The following is a 15,858-nucleotide window of genomic DNA, read 5'->3' as shown; positions in this document are numbered from 1 at the left end:
CGTCCACGGCGCCGACCGGGGCGGGCGGGGAGGCCCAGGCCGGCCACCGTTGCCGGTCCGCTCAAGACTGACCAGAACTTCTTGATTCACGACGGAAGGGTTCGCCGTGAGTGCTGACACGCTCAACCTCGCTGCCGAGGGCGGTGGTGGTCTGTTCACGCCGGGAGGACCCGGCTTCGAGGCCCCCTCCGTCGGGATCTTCTTCCCATCCCCCTGGTCCTGGGGCGACTACAGCGAGGCGCTCCCCTACACCAGCGGCATCACCAAGTACGCGGTGCTGCTCCTGGTGGCCACCGGACTGGTGGCGCTGTTCCTGTGGTGGACCACGCGCAAGCTGTCCATCGTCCCCAACCGCCGGCAGAGCATCTTCGAGATCGTCGTCCTCTTCATCCGCGAGCAGATCTCGCGGCCGATGATCGGGGTGAAGGGCGACAGGTACCTGCCGCTGCTGGTCTCCCTCTTCCTGTTCATCTTCGCGATGAACATCATGGGGCTCATCCCCTTCCTGCAGCTGCCGGTCACCAGCAACCTGTCCTACCCGGTCGGCCTCGCGGCGGTCGTCTACATCACCTTCATCGTGGTGGGCATCCGCTCGCAGGGCTTCGGGGCCTACTTCAAGGGCGCCGTCGTCCCCGCCGGGGCGCCGGGCTGGATCCTGCCGCTGCTGGTCCCCATCGAGATCCTCTCGAACTTCATCATCCGCCCCGCGACGCACGCCATCCGGCTGTTCGCGACCATGTTCGCCGGCCACCTGCTGCTCGCCACGTTCGCCGCGGGCGGCTGGTACATGTTCAACCCCGCCGCGGGACCGCTCTACGGCACCATCTCGGTGCTGTTCTCCGGCTCGGCCCTGCTGGCGTTCATCGTCTTCACCGCCTTCGAGCTGGTGATCATGTTCCTGCAAGCCTTCGTGTTCACCCTGCTGGCCGCCCTCTACATCGGCCAGGCCCAGGAAGCGCACTAGGCCGGCAGGCACAGACCCGAGAACTCTCGACACTCCCCGTGCCTCCGCCCGGAGGGCACGACAACCCATCTGGCCCTGTGGTCACGATCCTCAAGGAGAAGCAATGGAAGGCAGCCTGAACGTCATCGGTTACGGCATCAGCGTCATCGGTGCCGGCATCGGTGTGGGTATCGTCTTCGGTCTGGGCATGCAGGCCATCGCCCGCCAGCCCGAGGCCCGCGGCCCGCTGCAGACCAACATCTACATCGGCTTCGCCCTCATCGAGGCGCTCGCCCTGCTGGGCTTCGTCCTCGCGTTCGCCATCTAGGGCGGACCGGCGAAGGAAGTAGGCAACCAACCGTGAAGGGGCGCTGACCATGTTGGGCCTGGCCGCCGAAGAGAACGTTCTACGGATTCACATCGACGAACTCGTCTTCGGCCTCATCGCCTTCGCCGTGATCTTCGCACTGGTGTACCGCTACGCCGTGCCGCGGGTCACGAAGATGCTCGACGAGCGCGCCGACTCCATCGAAGGTGGTATCGAGCGGGCGAAGAAGGCAGAGGCGGAAGCCGAGGAACTGCGCCAGCAGTTCAAGGAGAAGCTGGAGGAAGCGCACCGGTCCTACGCGGCCGAGCTGCAGAAGGCCAGCGAGCAGAGCGCCGCCATCATCGCTGAGGCGCGCGAGGAGGCCCAGGCCGAGGCGCGTCGCATCATCGAGGCGGCGCACGCCCAGATCGAGGCCGACCGCCAGCAGGCCATGGAGCAGCTGCGGACCGAGATCGGGGCGCTCTCCGCCGACCTGGCGGCCCGGATCGTCGGGGAGGCCCTCGCCGACAACGCGGCGCAGAGCCGGGTCATCGACCGGTTCCTCGCCGAGCTGGAAAGCGGGAACACCCAGCAGGCAGAGGTGCGTTGATGCAGGGTGTCAGCCGTACCTCACTGGACGAGGTGATCCGACGCCTCGACGACATCCTGCCGTCCGCCAACACAGCCACGTTGGGCCACGAGCTCTTCGAGGTCGTGGCCCTGCTGGAGCAGGAGCACTCCCTGCGCCGGTGGTTGGCGGACCCGGCCGGTTCCCCGGACAGCAAGTCCGCACTCGTCGGCACCATCCTGGAAGCGAAGGTGTCGCCGGCCACCCTCCTCGTGGTCAGCGACGTCGTGCGGGCCAAGTGGTCCAGGTCGCGTGACCTGGTCGACGCGGTCGAGCAGGCCGCCGTGCTCGCGACGATCGCCGAGCACGGCAGCGCCCGGGAGCTCGAAGGAGTCGAGGACGAGCTGTTCCGGTTCGGCCGGATCGTCGCGGGTCAGCCCGAGCTCCGCGCGGCGCTGACCACGGACGGCGTCTCCATCGAACACAAGCGGACCCTGGTGGAGAACCTGCTCTCGGGCAAGGTCAGCGCGGCGACGCTGGCCCTGGTCACCGAGGCCGTCACCCGGCCGCGGGGACGTACCCTGGAACAGGGTCTCGACCACTTCAGTCAGCTGGTGGCCGAGCGGGCCAAGCACTACATCGCCGTGGTACGGACCGCCGTTCCGCTGAGCGAGACGCAGCAGTCCAGGCTGCAGACCGCGCTCACCCGGATGTACGGGCGGGACATCCACCTGAACATCGAGATCGCGCCGGAGATCGTGGGTGGACTCTCCATCCGCGTGGGCGACGAGGTCATCGACGGCACCATCGCGGGGCGCATCGCCGAGATCCGGCGGCGCCTGGCCGGCTGACGCGACGACGCACCGAACGCAAGACGCACGGCGCCGCACCGCGGCGCCAATGAGAGCAAGGACATACGTGAGATGGCGGAGCTGACGATCCGACCGGAGGAGATCCGGGACGCGCTGCAGCGCTTCGTCCAGTCGTACGAGCCTGACGCCGCCGCACGCGAGGAGATCGGAACCGTCACCTACTCCGGTGACGGCATCGCCCGCGTCAGTGGCCTTCCCTCTGCGATGGCGAACGAGCTGCTGGAATTCGAGGACGGCACCCAGGGAATCGCGCAGAACCTGGAGATCGGCGAGGTCGGTGTCGTCGTCCTCGGTGACTTCACCAACATCGCGGAAGGCCAGACGGTGCGGCGGACCGGCCAGGTCCTCTCCGTCCCGGTGGGCGACGCCTACCTGGGCCGGGTGGTCGACCCCCTCGGCCGGCCGATCGACGGCAAGGGCGAGATCGAGACGACCCAGCGCCGCGAACTCGAACTCCAGGCGGCCACGGTCATGCAGCGCAAGCCGGTGCACGAGCCGCTGCAGACCGGTATCAAGGCGATCGACTCGATGACCCCGATCGGCCGCGGTCAGCGCCAGCTGATCATCGGCGACCGGCAGACCGGCAAGACCGCGGTCTGCATCGACACGATCATCAACCAGAAGGCCAACTGGGAGTCCGGCGACCCGAGCAAGCAGGTGCGCTGCATCTACGTCGCGGTGGGCCAGAAGGGCTCCACCATCGCCGGTGTGCGCGGCGCCCTGGAGGAGGCCGGCGCGATGGAGTACACCACCATCGTGGCCGCTCCCGCCTCCGACCCCGCGGGCTTCAAGTACATCGCCCCCTACACCGGTTCGGCCATCGGCCAGCACTGGATGTACCAGGGCAAGCACGTCCTCATCGTCTTCGACGACCTGACCAAGCAGGCCGAGGCCTACCGCGCGGTCTCGCTGCTGCTGCGCCGCCCGCCGGGCCGTGAGGCCTACCCCGGTGACGTCTTCTACCTGCACTCCCGTCTTCTGGAGCGCTGCGCGAAGCTCTCCGACGAACTGGGTGCGGGGTCGATGACCGGTCTGCCGATCATCGAGACCAAGGCCAACGACGTGTCGGCCTACATCCCGACCAACGTCATCTCCATCACCGACGGCCAGGTCTTCCTGGAGTCCGACCTGTTCAACCAGGGCCAGCGCCCGGCGATCAACGTCGGTATCTCCGTCTCCCGTGTCGGTGGCGCCGCGCAGACCAAGGCCATGAAGAAGGTGGTCGGCTCCCTGCGCGTGGGGCTGGCCCAGTACCGCGACCTGGAGGCGTTCGCCGCCTTCGGCTCGGACCTGGACGCGGCCTCCAAGGCGCAGCTGGAGCGGGGCGCCCGCCTCATGGAGCTGCTCAAGCAGGGCCAGTACACCCCCTTCCCGATGGAGGAGGAGGTCGTCTCCATCTGGGCCGGCACCACCGGCAAGCTGGACGACGTCCCGGTCGAGGACATCCGCCGCTTCGAGTCGGAGTTCCTCGGCCACCTGCGCCGCGAGCACAGCAAGATCCTCGACACCATCCGGGAGACCGAGAAGTTCGAGGACGAGACCGCCGAGGCGCTCACCGACGCGATCAACGAGTTCAAGAAGACCTTCCAGACCAGTGCCGGCACCGTGCTCGGCACCGAGGCCCCGGCCGAGGCGCTGGAGGAGTCCGAGGTCGGCCAGGAGACCATCAAGGTCGCCAAGACCAGCGGGAAGTAGCCCATGGGTGCACAGCTTCGCGTCTATCGCCGGAGGATCCGCTCGACCAAGTCGATGGCGAAGATCACCCGCGCGATGGAACTCATCGCCGCCACGCGCATCACCAAGGCGCAGCGGGCGGCCGAAGCGGCTGGCCCCTACGCTCGGGAGATCACCAGGGCGGTGTCCGCGGTGGCCGCTCGCGTCAGCGAGCATCCGCTGTTGACCGAGGCGGAGAACCCCACCCGGGCCGCCGTCCTGGTCATCACCAGCGACAAGGGCCTCGCCGGCGCCTACACCGCCAACGCGATCAAGGAAGCCGAGAGCCTCACCCAGCTCCTCACCGAGCAGGGCAAGGAAGTGCTCACCTACATGGTGGGCCGCAAGGGCATCGGGTTCTACAACTTCCGCGAGCGTCCCCTGGCGGACTCCTGGGAGGGCTTCACCGAGCGCCCCTCCTACATGCACGCCAAGGAGATCTCCTCGGTCCTGATGGACAAGTTCATCCAGGACACCGCGGAGGGCGGCGTCGACGAGATCCACATCGTCTCCACCGAGTTCGTCTCCATGATCACCCAGGTGGCCAGGGCCGCGCGGATCCTGCCGCTGGAGGTCGAGGCGGTCGAGCCCAAGGTCCTTGAGGCCGAGCAGGGCCCCCTGCCGCTGTACGAGTTCGAACCCGGCGCCGAGGAAGTGCTGGACCAGCTGCTTCCCCAGTACGTGACGAACCGGATCTACTTCGCCCTCCTTGAGTCGGCCGCGTCCCAGCACGCGTCGCGCCGCGCCGCGATGAAGGCGGCCACCGACAACGCCGAGGAGCTTGTCAAGACCCTGACCCGCCAGGCCAACCAGGCCCGCCAGGCGGAGATCACCAACGAGATCAGCGAGATCGTCGGCGGCGCCGACGCCCTCACTGCTGCCAGCGCGGGGAGTGAGTAAGAGAAGTGACTGCGACTGCTGAAGGGACGGCCGCGCCCGCGACGGCGACCGGCCGCATCGCCCGGGTCACCGGCCCGGTCGTCGACGTGGAGTTCCCCGTCGGCTCCCTGCCTCCGATCTACAACGCCCTGAAGACCGACGTCACCCTCAGCGGCGAGACCAAGACCATCACCCTTGAGGTCGCCCAGCACCTCGGTGACAACCTGGTCCGCACCATCAGCCTCGCCCCGCAGGACGGTCTGGTCCGCGGCGCCGAGGTGCGCGACACCGGTGCGCCGATCAGCGTTCCGGTCGGCGACGGCATCAAGGGCCACGTGTTCAACACCCTGGGTGAGCCCCAGGACATCCCCAAGTCCGAGCTCCAGGTCACCGAGTACTGGCCGATCCACCGGCCGGCCCCGGCCTTCGACCAGCTGGAGTCGAAGACCGAGATGATGGTGACCGGTATCAAGGTCATCGACCTGCTCACCCCGTACGTGCGCGGTGGCAAGATCGGTCTGTTCGGTGGTGCGGGTGTCGGCAAGACGGTGCTCATCCAGGAGATGATCACCCGTATCGCCCGCAACTTCGGTGGTGTGTCCGTGTTCGCGGGCGTGGGCGAGCGCACCCGTGAGGGCACCGACCTCTTCCTGGAGATGGAGGAGATGGGCGTCCTCCAGGACACCGCCCTCGTCTTCGGGCAGATGGACGAGCCCCCGGGCACCCGTCTGCGGGTCGCGCTGTCGGCGCTGACCATGGCGGAGTACTTCCGCGATGTGCAGAAGCAGGACGTGCTGCTGTTCATCGACAACATCTTCCGCTTCACCCAGGCCGGCTCCGAGGTCTCCACCCTGCTGGGCCGCATGCCCTCCGCGGTGGGCTACCAGCCGAACCTCGCCGACGAGATGGGTCTGCTCCAGGAGCGGATCACCTCGACCCGCGGCCACTCGATCACCTCGATGCAGGCGATCTACGTGCCCGCGGACGACTACACCGACCCGGCCCCGGCGACGACCTTCGCCCACCTGGACGCGACGACCGAGCTCTCCCGCCCGATCTCGCAGAAGGGCATCTACCCGGCGGTGGACCCGCTGACCTCCACCTCCCGCATCCTCGACCCGCAGTACGTGGGCCAGGAGCACTACGAGGTGGCCCAGCGGGTCAAGGAGATCCTGCAGCGCAACAACGACCTGCAGGACCAGATCGCCATCCTCGGTATCGACGAGCTGTCCGAAGAGGACAAGATCATCGTGCACCGGGCGCGGCGTCTGGAGCGCTTCCTGTCGCAGAACATGTTCGTGGCCGAGAAGTTCACCGGAACCCCGGGCGTGTTCGTGCCGCTGGAGGAGACCATCGCCTCCTTCAAGGCGGTCTGCGACGGCGAGTACGACCACCTGCCCGAGCAGGCGTTCCTGGACGTCGGCAACATCGAGATGGCCGTCGAGAAGGCGAAGACGCTGCAGGGCTAGCAGCCGGGGGGAGGGGGCGGCGGTGCACGCGCCGCCGCCCCCGAACCCGGTGGAGCGGCCCTCGATCTGAGGAGTTGTGGCAGTGTCGAAGAAGCTCTTTGTTGAACTCGTCACGCCCGAGCGGGAACTCTGGGCGGGCGAGGGCGACATGGTCATCGCCAAGACGGTCGAAGGCGAGATCGGCATCCAGCCGGGGCACGTCCCCGTGCTGGCGCTGCTCGCGCCCGGCTCGGTGGTGCGCATCCTGGGCGCCCGGGAGACCGGCGAGGTCCGTGCCGCGGTGCACGGCGGCTTCATCGCCGCGACCCTGGGTGACCGGATCTCGATCCTCGCGGAGATCGCCGAGCTGGCCGAGGAGATCGACGTGGAGCGGGCCCGCACCGCGCTGAAGCGCGCCGAGGGCTCCGCGCTCGGCGACGAGGAGGCGCAGGCGCGCGTCGCCCGTGCGCGCAGCCGTCTGCGGGCCGCCGGAGAAGCCGCCTGACCGTCGTCACGGCGGGTGGGTGACGGCGCGTACACGGGAGCACGTCCCGGGTACGCGGGGGACTCTTGGGGGAGCAGCTGAACATCGGAACGTGGTTCGAGATCGCCGAATGGTCGTTCTTCTCGCTGCTCGCCCTCGCCCTGCTGGCGCTCGTCGCGGTGATCGCGCGACGGTACGCCCTGGAACGCGGTGGCGGAGCGGTCGAGTGCTACCTGCGTCCCGTGCACGGCCGACGCCGCCCCTGGCGGATCGGATGCGGTCGGTACGGGACCGACGAGCTGCGCTGGTACCGCATCTTCTCCCTGTGGCCGCGGCCGGCAGTCGAACTGCCGCGCCGCGGTCTCGTCGTTGTGGGGCGCCGCGCCCCCGAGGGGGAGGAACTGCGGGAGCTGACCGACGACCTGGTGGTCGTCGAGGTGGGCTGGACCGCCTCCGACGGCTCCGACCCCAAGGAGCCGGTCTACGAGCTGGCGATGAGCGACGCGGCCCTGACCGGTTTCCTGTCCTGGTTGGAGTCGATGCCGCCGGGTGTGCTCTGGCAGGACGATGACGACGAGTAGACGCCGACGGTGGTGACAGTGGCGGGCGGCCTCTGGGGGGGGCCGTCCGCCACTGTCGTGTGCCGTTCAGTCCCGGTCGCCGCCGGGCTTCCACAGGACGTCGTCGCCCTGGTTCACCACCCGGCACAGGATGAACAGCAGGTCCGACAGCCGGTTCAGGTAGGTCGCGGTCAGCGGGTTGACCGAGTCGCCGTACGCCTCGATCGCCGCCCACGCGGAGCGTTCCGCGCGGCGGGTGACCACGCGGGCGGTGTGCAGCAGCGCGGCGGCGGGGGAGCCGCCGGGCAGGATGAAGCTGCGCAGCGTGGGCAGGTCCGCGTTGTACCGGTCGCAGTCGGCCTCCAGCCGTTCCACGTAGGCGGGCTCGACCCGCAGCGGGGGGTGCTCGGGGTCGGGCACCACCGGGTTGGCCAGGTCCGCGCCCAGGTCGAACAGTTCGTTCTGCACCCGGCCCAGTACCGCGCGCACGTCCTCGCCTATCTCGCCGAGGGCCAGCGCCACCCCGATCGCCGCGTTGGCCTCCTCCACGTCGGCGTAGGCGGCCAGCCGCTCGTCGGTCTTGCGGGTGCGGCTCATGTCCACCAGCGCCGTGGTGCCGTCGTCACCGGTGCGGGTGTAGATCTTCGACAGCACGACGGGCTTGTCGATGTCGCGTTCCTTCATGGGCTCACCCTAGCCAGTGGCGGTGCGCCTCCCCGGGGGCGGGGACGGCGGGCCGCGGCACCTCGGTGCGGGCGGGGAGGCCGGGGAGGGGGACCGTATGACCAGCAGACCTTTCGACCCCGACCCCGGACTCGACCGGCTCGGTGCGGGGGAGATCGCCGCCGCCGACCCCGGTCCGGGAGCACCGCCCCAGGCGCCCGGCTGCGGCGTCGAGAGCGAGGAACCCGATCGGGCGGAGCGGGGCGAGCGGCCGGCCGGGGAGGACGCCGGAGGCTGACCCCGGGCGGGTCAGGCCGGCCCGGGCAGTCCCAGGCGGCGGTAGCGGGCGTGGCGGGCGGCCAGTCGCTCGGCCGGGTCGCGGTGGAACAGGACGGCCAGTTCGCGGGCCAGGACCGCGCCCATGCGGCGGCAGAAGGCCTCGGGTTCGTCCGCGGCGTCGTCGTGCTCGGCGACGACGCGGTCCACGATGCCGTTGGCGGACAGCTGCGTGGAGCACACGCCCTGGGCGGCGGCGAGCTGCGGGGCGTGGGCGGTGGTGCGGTGCACGATGGCACTCGCACCCTCCGGTGGCAGCGGGGACAGCCACGCGTGCCGGGCGCAGACCACCCGGTCGGCCGGGGCCAGGGCCAGCGCACCGCCGCCGCTGCCCTGGCCGAGCAGCACCGACAGGGTGGGTGCCTCCAGGGTCACCAGTTCGGCCAGGCAGCGGGCGATCTGTCCGGCCATGCCCTGCTCCTCGGCTTCCCTGGACAGCGCCGCCCCGGGGGTGTCGATCACGGTGACCAGCGGCAACCGCAGTTCCCGCGCCAGGTGCATGCCGCGGCGGGCCTCCCGCAGCGCGGCCGGCCCCAGCGGGTGCTCGGGACTCTGCCGGTCACGGTCCTGGCCCAGCAGCACGCAGGGGGCGTCGCCGAACCGGGCCAGCGCCAGCAGCAGACCCGGGTCGGCCTCGCCCTCCCCGGTGCCGTTGAGCGGCACCACGTCGCGGGCGGCGTACCGCAGCAGCTGCCGCACCCCGGGACGGTCCGGCCGGCGCGACCGCAGGATCGAGTCCCAGGCCGTGACCTGCGGGGGCTCCTCCCGGACCGCCCCCGTGTCCTGGGCCGGAGGGCGGGGCCGGGCCAGCAGCACGGTGAGCGTCCGGTCGGTGATCGCCGCCAGGTGCTCGGGGGCCAGCACCGCGTCGACCAGTCCGTGGCGGTACAGGTTCTCGGCGGTCTGCACCCCCTCGGGGAACTCCCGGCCGTACAGCGCCCGGTACACCCGCGGCCCCAGGAAGCCGATGAGCGCCCCGGGCTCGGCGACCGTCACGTGCCCCTGCGACCCCCACGAGGCCAGCACCCCGCCGGTGGTGGGATGGCGCAGGTACACGAGGTAGGGCAGCCCCGCCGCCTTGTGCACGGCGACCGCCGCGGAGATCTTCGCCATCGCCAGGAAGGCGAGCGTGCCCTCCTGCATGCGGGTGCCGCCCGAGGCGGGGGAGGCCAGCAGCGGCAGCCGCTCGGCGGTGGCGCGTTCCACCGCCCGCACCAGCCGCTCGGCGGCGGCCACCCCGACCGAACCGGCCAGGAACGCGAACTCGCTGGCCACGATCGCCACCCGGCGGCCGCGCAGTCTGCCCTCGCCGGTGATGACGGACTCGTCGCAGCCGCTGCGTTCGGCGGCGCGGGCGAGTTCGGCCGCGTACCCGGGGTCGGGACGCACGTCCACGGGGGCCTCGTCCCAGGAGACGAAGGTCCCGGCGTCCAGGGTCCGTTCGACCAGTGCCCGTGCGCTGCTCCTGCCCGTCATGCGGCCCTCCCGGCTCGGTCGCCCCTCTCGCCGCCATTGTCCCGGGGCACCCGCCGCGTGCCGGTCGCGGGTGCCCCGGGCGGCCGTCGCGGCGGACCCGCGGGGCGCTACGGGAGGGTCAGCGCGTCCACAGGTCTCCGGCGCGGTCGAAGGAGTCGGGGGACAGCGCCCTGGCGGAGAACGGCGCCACCCCGTTCACCGGGAGGGTGCTGGCGGCGAAGACCTCCACCGCGTAGGCGGCTCCGTCGGAGAGTTCGTCGATGCTGTCCCAGTTGACGTGGGCGAGGCTGTCGTCGGCGGTGTGGTAGAAGGGGTCGTACTGCGCCCCGGCGGTACCGCCGTAGTGGGCGGCCTGCTCTTCGGTCTTGGTGCCGTCGGCGCCGCTGAACAGGCCGCCCGACGGGATGCCGGCCAGCATGAACGCCCGGTAGTCGGAGCGTCCGCTGAACTCCGTGGGCTCCGACACCAGGCCCCGGGCGGTGAAGTAGTCCTCGAAGACCTTCTGGATCGCCGCCGACCCGGCCGGGGCGGCGACGGAGCCGGGCAGTTCGTTGCGGCCGTCGTAGACGAGGCGGGCGTAGTTGTGCGAGCCGAGCATGTCGAAGTTCAGGTAGAGCGCGATCCGCTCCCGCTCCCGGTCGGTGAGGCGCTCGACGTAGGAGGTGGAGCCGACGAGGCCCACCTCCTCGCTGCCCCAGAAGGCGAAGCGCACCTTGTTCTCGGGGGCGTCGAGCCGGTTCAGCTGCTTGGCGATCTCCAGGAGCGTGGCGACGCCGCTGCCGTTGTCGTTGATCCCCGGCCCGTCGGGGACGCCGTCGAGGTGGGCGCCGACCACCACCACGTTGTCCCGGTTGCCGCCCCTGGTCTCGGCGATGACGTTGTAGGAGTGGGAGGTCCTGATCGCCGAGTCGACCTTGAGGCGCAGTTCCAGGCCGTCGCCCGCGGCGAGCAGCGCCTCGCCGACCGCGGTGGAGGCGCCCACGGCCGGGATCGCCGCCGGGGTGCTCAGGGTGCCGCTGATCGGTCCGGTGTCGTTGGGGGTGGCCCCGTGGTTGAAGATCACCGCGCCCGCGGCCCCGGCCTCGGCCGCGTTGGCCACCTTCTCCTCGAAGGTGCAGGTCCCGCGCTGGAGGATCGCGATCGCTCCGGCGGGGAAGCCGGCGAAGTCCGCCGCCTCGCAGCCGCTGTCGGCGCTGTCGGCGTCCACCGGCACCGCGGGCGCGGTGACGTCCCCGGCGCCCGAGTAGGCCATGCTCAGGAAGTCCTCGTCGAGGGTGAAGTCCCGGCTCTCCGGCGCGGTCTGGGCCAGGACCGCGTCGCTGTGCTCCACCCACTCGTCGAACGAGTAGTGGTCCTTGGCGACCTGGTAGCCGGCGCGTCTGAGCTGGTCGGTGACGTACTTGGCGGCCACGTCGTAGCCGGGTGTGCCGGTGGCCCGGTTGCCGCCGTTGTACGCGGCGATGGTGTCCAGGTTCTGCAGGTGGGTGCGGATGGCCCCGGTGGTGACCAGGTGGGGCAGGACGGCCTCGTCCGCGGGGAGCGGGGACGCGGACGAGGCGGGGGAGAGGCCGAAGGTCAACAGTGCGGCGGTGACGGCGACGACGGAGAGCCGCGATCCCAGGCGCGCGGTCAGCAGGGGGTGTCCGGTCGGTGTGCGCACGCTCATCCTCCTGACGGGCGACCGGCCCCGAGGGTGGCGGGACGGTCGCGGAAAGTAGGCAGAGATGGGTGCAGCTTGTCACTGAATGGTCGCTGTGGGCAAGGGTTCGGTCGTGTCCCGGGGAAGAAACCGGCCCCGGGGCGGCGCTCAGTCGCCCTGGTCGAGTTCCCTGTTCCGCCGGTCCTTCTGGTGCTTGCGGCGTTTGCGGATGACCTCGACCCCGCCCATCAGCGCCACGCCCACCACGCGCACCACCGGGGCGCCGGGCTCCACGACGCTGTTGGGGGCGCCGCCCTTGACCTCGTAGGCGCCCATGACCCCGATGCCGTTGACGCGCACTTCGATGTCGTCGGGGACGATGATCTCGATCCCGCCCATGAGGGCGTTGGCGACGATGGTGGTCTCCCGGGAGGTGAACCGGGCCTCCCGCAGGTCCAGTTTGATCCCGCCCATGACCGCCAGCGCCTGGTAGGTCCTGGCGACCGTCCAGTGCCCGCTGCGTTCGGCCGCGCCCATGAGCGCCAGCGAGAAGTGGCCGTCGGGAGCGGCGTCGACGACGCGTTCCCTGCCGTAGACCGGACGGGGCGAGTCGAGGGGCAGGTCGGCGGAGTCCGGGGTCTCGGGCAGGTCGCGCAGGAGCGGGGCGAGTTCGCCCAGCGTCTTGGAGTTGTAGACCGCGTCCAGACGTTCGGAGTGCTCGTCGGGGGTGAGCCGTCCCTCGGCCAACGCCTCGCGCAGTCGTGCGGCCACCCGGTCGCGGTCGGCGTCGGAGGCGCGCATCTCGCTCCGGTCGGGGAGGGAAGAGTCGCTCATGGCAGAAACCATAGTTCTCGGCCCGTCCGAGCGCATCTCCGTACGCCTCGGGGATGGCCCTGATCTTTCCCGGAGGGCGGGGCGGGAACCCTGACGGCGAACGGGGTCAGAACAGCCGCAGCACGTCGGGTTCGATCCCGCGCAGCGCGTCGTAGTCGAGGGTGACGCAGGCGATGCCCCGGTCGGTCGCCAGCACGCGGGCCTGCGGCCGGATCTCCTGGGCGGCGAAGATGCCGCGCACCGGCCGGAGCGTGGGGTCGCGGTTGAGGAGTTCCAGGTAGCGGGTCAGCTGCTCGACGCCGTCGATCTCGCCGCGCCGTTTGATCTCCACCGCCACGGTGGTGCCGTTCCCGTCGCGGCACAGGATGTCCACCGGGCCGATCGCGGTGGGGTACTCGCGGCGGATCAGGGTGTAGCCCTCGCCAAGGGTGGTGATGTGCTCGGCGAGCAGCTCCTGGAGGTGGGCTTCGACGCCGTCCTTGCGCAGTCCGGGGTCCACGCCGAGCTCGTGGCTGCTGTCGTGCAGGATCTCCTCGATCGTCAGCACGAGTTTCTCGCCGGACTTGCCGTGGGTGACGGTCCACACGGTGGGCTCGCCGTCCCCGCCGGGCTGCTCCCGCACCGTGCACGGGGGGTTCATCCAGTTCAGGGGCTTGTAGGCACGGTCGTCGGCGTGGACCGACACCGACCCGTCCGCCTTCATCAGGATCAGGCGGGGCGCCATGGGCAGGTGGGCGGTCAGCCGGCCGACGTAGTCAACACTGCAACGGGCGATAACGAGACGCACGGGAAGAACGCTACCGGTTCCGCGGCGGCGGCGGGCGCGGTTCGGGGGCCGGCCGGCGGCGCGGGGGAGCGGGGCGGACGGGAACGGAGAAAAGTTTGAAACTGAAAATCGTTTTCATGTACGGTGGGTAAGCCAGGTCTCACTCTCCCGTCGCATGACGGCCGGAGCGAGGAGACCTAACGTCGCACTGGGAAGTACGGAGCGTGAACGGGGCGAAGCGCTCCGACACGCCGGACCACCGCCCACCAACACGAAGGGACACCATGTCGCTGACGGTCTCACCCGAACTCCTCGACAAGGCCCGCCGCGGCCCGGTCACCGACGAGGACTTCGTCTCCTGCATCCGCGAGTCGCTCCCCTACGCCTGGGAGGTCATCACCCGCCTGGCCGAGCAGGTCGCCACGGGCGGCGCCGACCACGCGGCCAACGAGACGCCGCCGCCGGGGGAGAAGGAACGCGGACAACTGCTGCGGCTGCTCGCCAGCGACGCCATGCGCGGCGCGGTGCAGCGGCACTTCGGACTGCGCCTGGCCTTCCAGAACTGCCACAAGGTGGCCCTGTTCCGCCCCGACGCCGACGCCGCCTACAAGGAGTTCGTCACCCCCCGGGCCCAACTGCTGAACCAGTCGCCGGAACTGGTCGACTGCTGAGCCGTCCCCGGTGTTCGAGGGTGGCCCGGCTGACAGCGGCGAACGGGCCACCCTCTAGTGTTGGGGCCATGGTGGAGGAATTCAGCAAGGTCGGAGTGGTCGGGCTCGGAACCATGGGCGCGGGCATCGTCGAGGTGTTCGCCCGCGCGGGTTTCGCCGTCACCGGAGTCGAGATCAACGACGCCGCACTCGAACGCGGACGCGGACACCTGGAGAAGTCCCTGTCCAGAGCCGTGGCCAAGGGCAAACTCACCGAGGACGAGCAGCGGGACATCCTCGGACGCGTCACGTTCACCACGTCCCGCGAGGACCTGGCCGACGCGGACTTCGCGGTCGAGGCGGTCCCCGAGCGCCTGGACATCAAGCGCTCCGTGTTCGAGGACCTGGACCGCATCCTGCCGCCCGGCGCGATCCTGGCGACCAACACCTCCTCGCTGTCGGTCACCGAGATCGCCGCACTCACCCACCGCCCCGGCAAGGTCATCGGCCTGCACTTCTTCAACCCCGCCCCGGTGATGAAGCTCGTCGAGATCGTCACCACGGTCGTCACCGACCCGGGGGTGCTCGACGTGGCGACCGAGGTCGTCAAGCGGCTGGGCAAGACCCCGGTCGCCGTCGGCGACCGCGCCGGGTTCGTCGCCAACGCGCTCCTGGTGCCGTACCTCAACCACGCCGTCGCCGTCTACGAGCACGGCCTGGCCACCCGGGAGCAGATCGACGCCGCCATCACCGGCGCGGCCGGATTCCCGATGGGGCCGCTCACCCTGATGGACCTCGTCGGCCTCGACGTGCTCCTCGACGTCATGGACGTGCTGTGGGAGGAGTTCCGCCGCCCCCGCTACGCCGCCGCCCCGCTGCTGCGCCGCATGGTCGCCGCGGGCCTGCACGGCCGCAAGAGCGGACGCGGGTTCTACGACTACTCCGGAAGCGACAACCCCGCCGAGCCGCAGTCGACCGCTCCGCTGGCCGCCCTGGTCGGCGACGGCGAGGGCCAGGCCGACCTGGCCGACCTGCTGCTGGCCCCGCACCTCAACGACGCGGCCCGCATGGTCGGCGACGGCTACGCCACCGCCGACGACGTGGACACCGCGATGCGGCTGGGCTGCGGGTACCCCCGGGGGCTCGTCGAGATGCTGGACGAACGCGGCGTGAAGAACGTCACCGACACCCTGGCGGACCTGTCCCGGCTGGGGCTGTTCACCGACGACGTCGCTCCGCTGCTGACCATGCTGGCCGCGCGGGGACGCGACACGCTCCGCTCCTGACCGGCCCCCGTCCCGGACGGCCCGCGGCGGCCGTCCCGTGTCCGCAGCCCGGACCGGGACGCCCCCGCGGGCCGCCCCGTATCCCGTCCGCACCGGAATTCTCCTAGGCTGAAAGAGTGAGTCCGCGCCGTAACACCCCCCGCCGCAGGAAGAGGGCCGACCGGCCCCGTGACGACGAGTCCGCGCTGATCAACCGCATCACCGGCGGGGAGCGGTACGAGAGCGGCCCCGACGGGGAGTGGGCGATCCGCCGGATCAGCGGCTCGGCCGCGGTCAAGACCTACCGCTGCCCGGGCTGCTACCAGCTGATCCCGCCGGGGATGCCGCACGTGGTGGCCTGGGCCGCCTACGGCGACGGCGACGACCGCCGCCACTGGCACAGCTCCTGCTGGGAGCGGCGCACGCACCGCTCGGTCCGCCACCCCCGGCGCTGA

The 15,858-nt window shown here is 70.7% G+C and carries 18 protein-coding genes; 13 read left to right on the top strand and 5 right to left on the bottom strand.

Annotated features, from left to right (window positions below; all coding sequences use genetic code 11):
* Positions 1-106 precede the first annotated feature (106 nt).
* The 9 genes from atpB to FOF52_RS12310 all read left to right on the top strand — a co-directional run bounded on the left by atpB (position 107) and on the right by FOF52_RS12310 (position 7,795).
* Positions 107-964, top strand: coding sequence for a F0F1 ATP synthase subunit A (gene atpB / locus FOF52_RS12350; RefSeq protein WP_248590117.1), 858 nt, complete (start codon positions 107-109; stop codon positions 962-964).
* A gap of 103 nt (positions 965-1,067) precedes the next feature.
* A complete protein-coding gene (atpE, locus tag FOF52_RS12345) occupies positions 1,068-1,271 on the top strand; it encodes an ATP synthase F0 subunit C (RefSeq protein WP_068692259.1) in 204 nt (67 codons plus the stop codon).
* Positions 1,272-1,320: 49 nt separating this feature from the next.
* Positions 1,321-1,860, top strand: a complete 540-nt coding sequence (gene atpF / locus FOF52_RS12340; RefSeq protein WP_248590116.1) for a F0F1 ATP synthase subunit B — start codon at positions 1,321-1,323, stop codon at positions 1,858-1,860.
* Positions 1,860-2,669 carry a F0F1 ATP synthase subunit delta gene (locus FOF52_RS12335; protein WP_248590115.1) on the top strand — a complete coding sequence of 270 codons (810 nt, stop codon included), beginning with the start codon at positions 1,860-1,862 and terminating at the stop codon, positions 2,667-2,669. Before atpF ends, FOF52_RS12335 begins: the two co-directional genes overlap by 1 nt.
* A 72-nt stretch (positions 2,670-2,741) precedes the next feature.
* A complete protein-coding gene (gene atpA / locus FOF52_RS12330) occupies positions 2,742-4,385 on the top strand; it encodes a F0F1 ATP synthase subunit alpha (RefSeq protein ID WP_248590114.1) in 1,644 nt (547 codons plus the stop codon).
* A 3-nt stretch (positions 4,386-4,388) separates the two neighbouring features.
* Positions 4,389-5,303 carry a F0F1 ATP synthase subunit gamma gene (locus FOF52_RS12325; protein WP_248590113.1) on the top strand — a complete coding sequence of 305 codons (915 nt, stop codon included), beginning with the start codon at positions 4,389-4,391 and terminating at the stop codon, positions 5,301-5,303.
* 5 nt (positions 5,304-5,308) lie between these two features.
* Positions 5,309-6,751: a F0F1 ATP synthase subunit beta gene (gene atpD, locus FOF52_RS12320; protein WP_248590112.1), complete on the top strand. Its 1,443-nt coding sequence runs from the start codon at positions 5,309-5,311 to the stop codon at positions 6,749-6,751.
* Between the two features lie 82 nt (positions 6,752-6,833).
* Positions 6,834-7,235: a F0F1 ATP synthase subunit epsilon gene (locus tag FOF52_RS12315; RefSeq protein ID WP_248590111.1), complete on the top strand. Its 402-nt coding sequence runs from the start codon at positions 6,834-6,836 to the stop codon at positions 7,233-7,235.
* 65 nt (positions 7,236-7,300) lie between these two features.
* Positions 7,301-7,795: a DUF2550 domain-containing protein gene (locus FOF52_RS12310; RefSeq protein WP_248590110.1), complete on the top strand. Its 495-nt coding sequence runs from the start codon at positions 7,301-7,303 to the stop codon at positions 7,793-7,795.
* A gap of 66 nt (positions 7,796-7,861) precedes the next feature.
* On the opposite strand, the gene FOF52_RS12305 is transcribed toward FOF52_RS12310, so the two are convergent.
* The gene (locus FOF52_RS12305) at positions 7,862-8,458 is read right to left on the bottom strand and encodes a cob(I)yrinic acid a,c-diamide adenosyltransferase (RefSeq protein WP_248590109.1); all 597 of its coding nucleotides are present in this window, start codon (positions 8,456-8,458) and stop codon (positions 7,862-7,864) included.
* 97 nt (positions 8,459-8,555) lie between these two features.
* Here FOF52_RS12305 and FOF52_RS12300 point away from each other — a divergent pair, with 97 nt between their 5' ends.
* A complete protein-coding gene (locus FOF52_RS12300; protein ID WP_248590108.1) occupies positions 8,556-8,735 on the top strand; it encodes a hypothetical protein in 180 nt (59 codons plus the stop codon).
* An 11-nt stretch (positions 8,736-8,746) separates the two neighbouring features.
* Here the strand turns inward: FOF52_RS12300 and FOF52_RS12295 are convergent, their stop codons facing one another.
* The 4 genes from FOF52_RS12295 to nucS form a co-directional block, all read right to left on the bottom strand.
* Positions 8,747-10,249, bottom strand: a complete 1,503-nt coding sequence (locus tag FOF52_RS12295; RefSeq protein WP_248590107.1) for a carboxyl transferase domain-containing protein — start codon at positions 10,247-10,249, stop codon at positions 8,747-8,749.
* A gap of 118 nt (positions 10,250-10,367) precedes the next feature.
* On the bottom strand, positions 10,368-11,915 hold the full coding sequence (locus FOF52_RS12290) for a M20/M25/M40 family metallo-hydrolase (RefSeq protein ID WP_425265487.1): 1,548 nt from the start codon (positions 11,913-11,915) through the stop codon (positions 10,368-10,370).
* Between the two features lie 141 nt (positions 11,916-12,056).
* Positions 12,057-12,722 (bottom strand): DUF1707 SHOCT-like domain-containing protein, encoded by a 666-nt coding sequence (locus FOF52_RS12285; protein ID WP_248590105.1) that lies wholly within the window; start codon positions 12,720-12,722, stop codon positions 12,057-12,059.
* 106 nt (positions 12,723-12,828) lie between these two features.
* A complete protein-coding gene (nucS, locus tag FOF52_RS12280) occupies positions 12,829-13,509 on the bottom strand; it encodes an endonuclease NucS (protein ID WP_248590104.1) in 681 nt (226 codons plus the stop codon).
* A gap of 263 nt (positions 13,510-13,772) precedes the next feature.
* Here nucS and FOF52_RS12275 point away from each other — a divergent pair, with 263 nt between their 5' ends.
* The 3 genes from FOF52_RS12275 (at position 13,773) to FOF52_RS12265 (ending at position 15,858) form a co-directional block, all read left to right on the top strand.
* Entirely contained in the window at positions 13,773-14,159 is a 387-nt protein-coding gene (locus FOF52_RS12275; RefSeq protein WP_248590103.1) for an SCO5389 family protein, read from the top strand.
* A gap of 68 nt (positions 14,160-14,227) precedes the next feature.
* The gene (locus FOF52_RS12270) at positions 14,228-15,424 is read left to right on the top strand and encodes a 3-hydroxyacyl-CoA dehydrogenase (RefSeq protein WP_248590102.1); all 1,197 of its coding nucleotides are present in this window, start codon (positions 14,228-14,230) and stop codon (positions 15,422-15,424) included.
* A 116-nt stretch (positions 15,425-15,540) separates the two neighbouring features.
* Positions 15,541-15,858 carry an ATP/GTP-binding protein gene (locus tag FOF52_RS12265; protein WP_248590101.1) on the top strand — a complete coding sequence of 106 codons (318 nt, stop codon included), beginning with the start codon at positions 15,541-15,543 and terminating at the stop codon, positions 15,856-15,858.

It is taken from the genome of Thermobifida alba, from assembly GCF_023208015.1.
Lineage (GTDB): Bacteria > Actinomycetota > Actinomycetes > Streptosporangiales > Streptosporangiaceae > Thermobifida > Thermobifida alba.
Note: the sequence above shows the minus strand (reverse complement) of the source record. Positions and strands in the feature narration are given on the sequence as shown.

Coding starts and splice junctions, on each gene's coding strand:
- FOF52_RS12275 (WP_248590103.1), top strand. CDS start 13,773: ATGTCGCTGACGGTCTCACCCGAACTCCTCGACAAGGCCCGCCGCGGC.
- FOF52_RS12285 (WP_248590105.1), bottom strand. CDS start 12,722: ATGAGCGACTCTTCCCTCCCCGACCGGAGCGAGATGCGCGCCTCCGAC.
- atpE (WP_068692259.1), top strand. CDS start 1,068: ATGGAAGGCAGCCTGAACGTCATCGGTTACGGCATCAGCGTCATCGGT.
- FOF52_RS12290 (WP_425265487.1), bottom strand. CDS start 11,915: ATGAGCGTGCGCACACCGACCGGACACCCCCTGCTGACCGCGCGCCTG.
- atpF (WP_248590116.1), top strand. CDS start 1,321: ATGTTGGGCCTGGCCGCCGAAGAGAACGTTCTACGGATTCACATCGAC.
- FOF52_RS12300 (WP_248590108.1), top strand. CDS start 8,556: ATGACCAGCAGACCTTTCGACCCCGACCCCGGACTCGACCGGCTCGGT.
- FOF52_RS12295 (WP_248590107.1), bottom strand. CDS start 10,249: ATGACGGGCAGGAGCAGCGCACGGGCACTGGTCGAACGGACCCTGGAC.
- FOF52_RS12325 (WP_248590113.1), top strand. CDS start 4,389: ATGGGTGCACAGCTTCGCGTCTATCGCCGGAGGATCCGCTCGACCAAG.
- FOF52_RS12270 (WP_248590102.1), top strand. CDS start 14,228: ATGGTGGAGGAATTCAGCAAGGTCGGAGTGGTCGGGCTCGGAACCATG.
- FOF52_RS12305 (WP_248590109.1), bottom strand. CDS start 8,458: ATGAAGGAACGCGACATCGACAAGCCCGTCGTGCTGTCGAAGATCTAC.
- atpA (WP_248590114.1), top strand. CDS start 2,742: ATGGCGGAGCTGACGATCCGACCGGAGGAGATCCGGGACGCGCTGCAG.
- FOF52_RS12335 (WP_248590115.1), top strand. CDS start 1,860: ATGCAGGGTGTCAGCCGTACCTCACTGGACGAGGTGATCCGACGCCTC.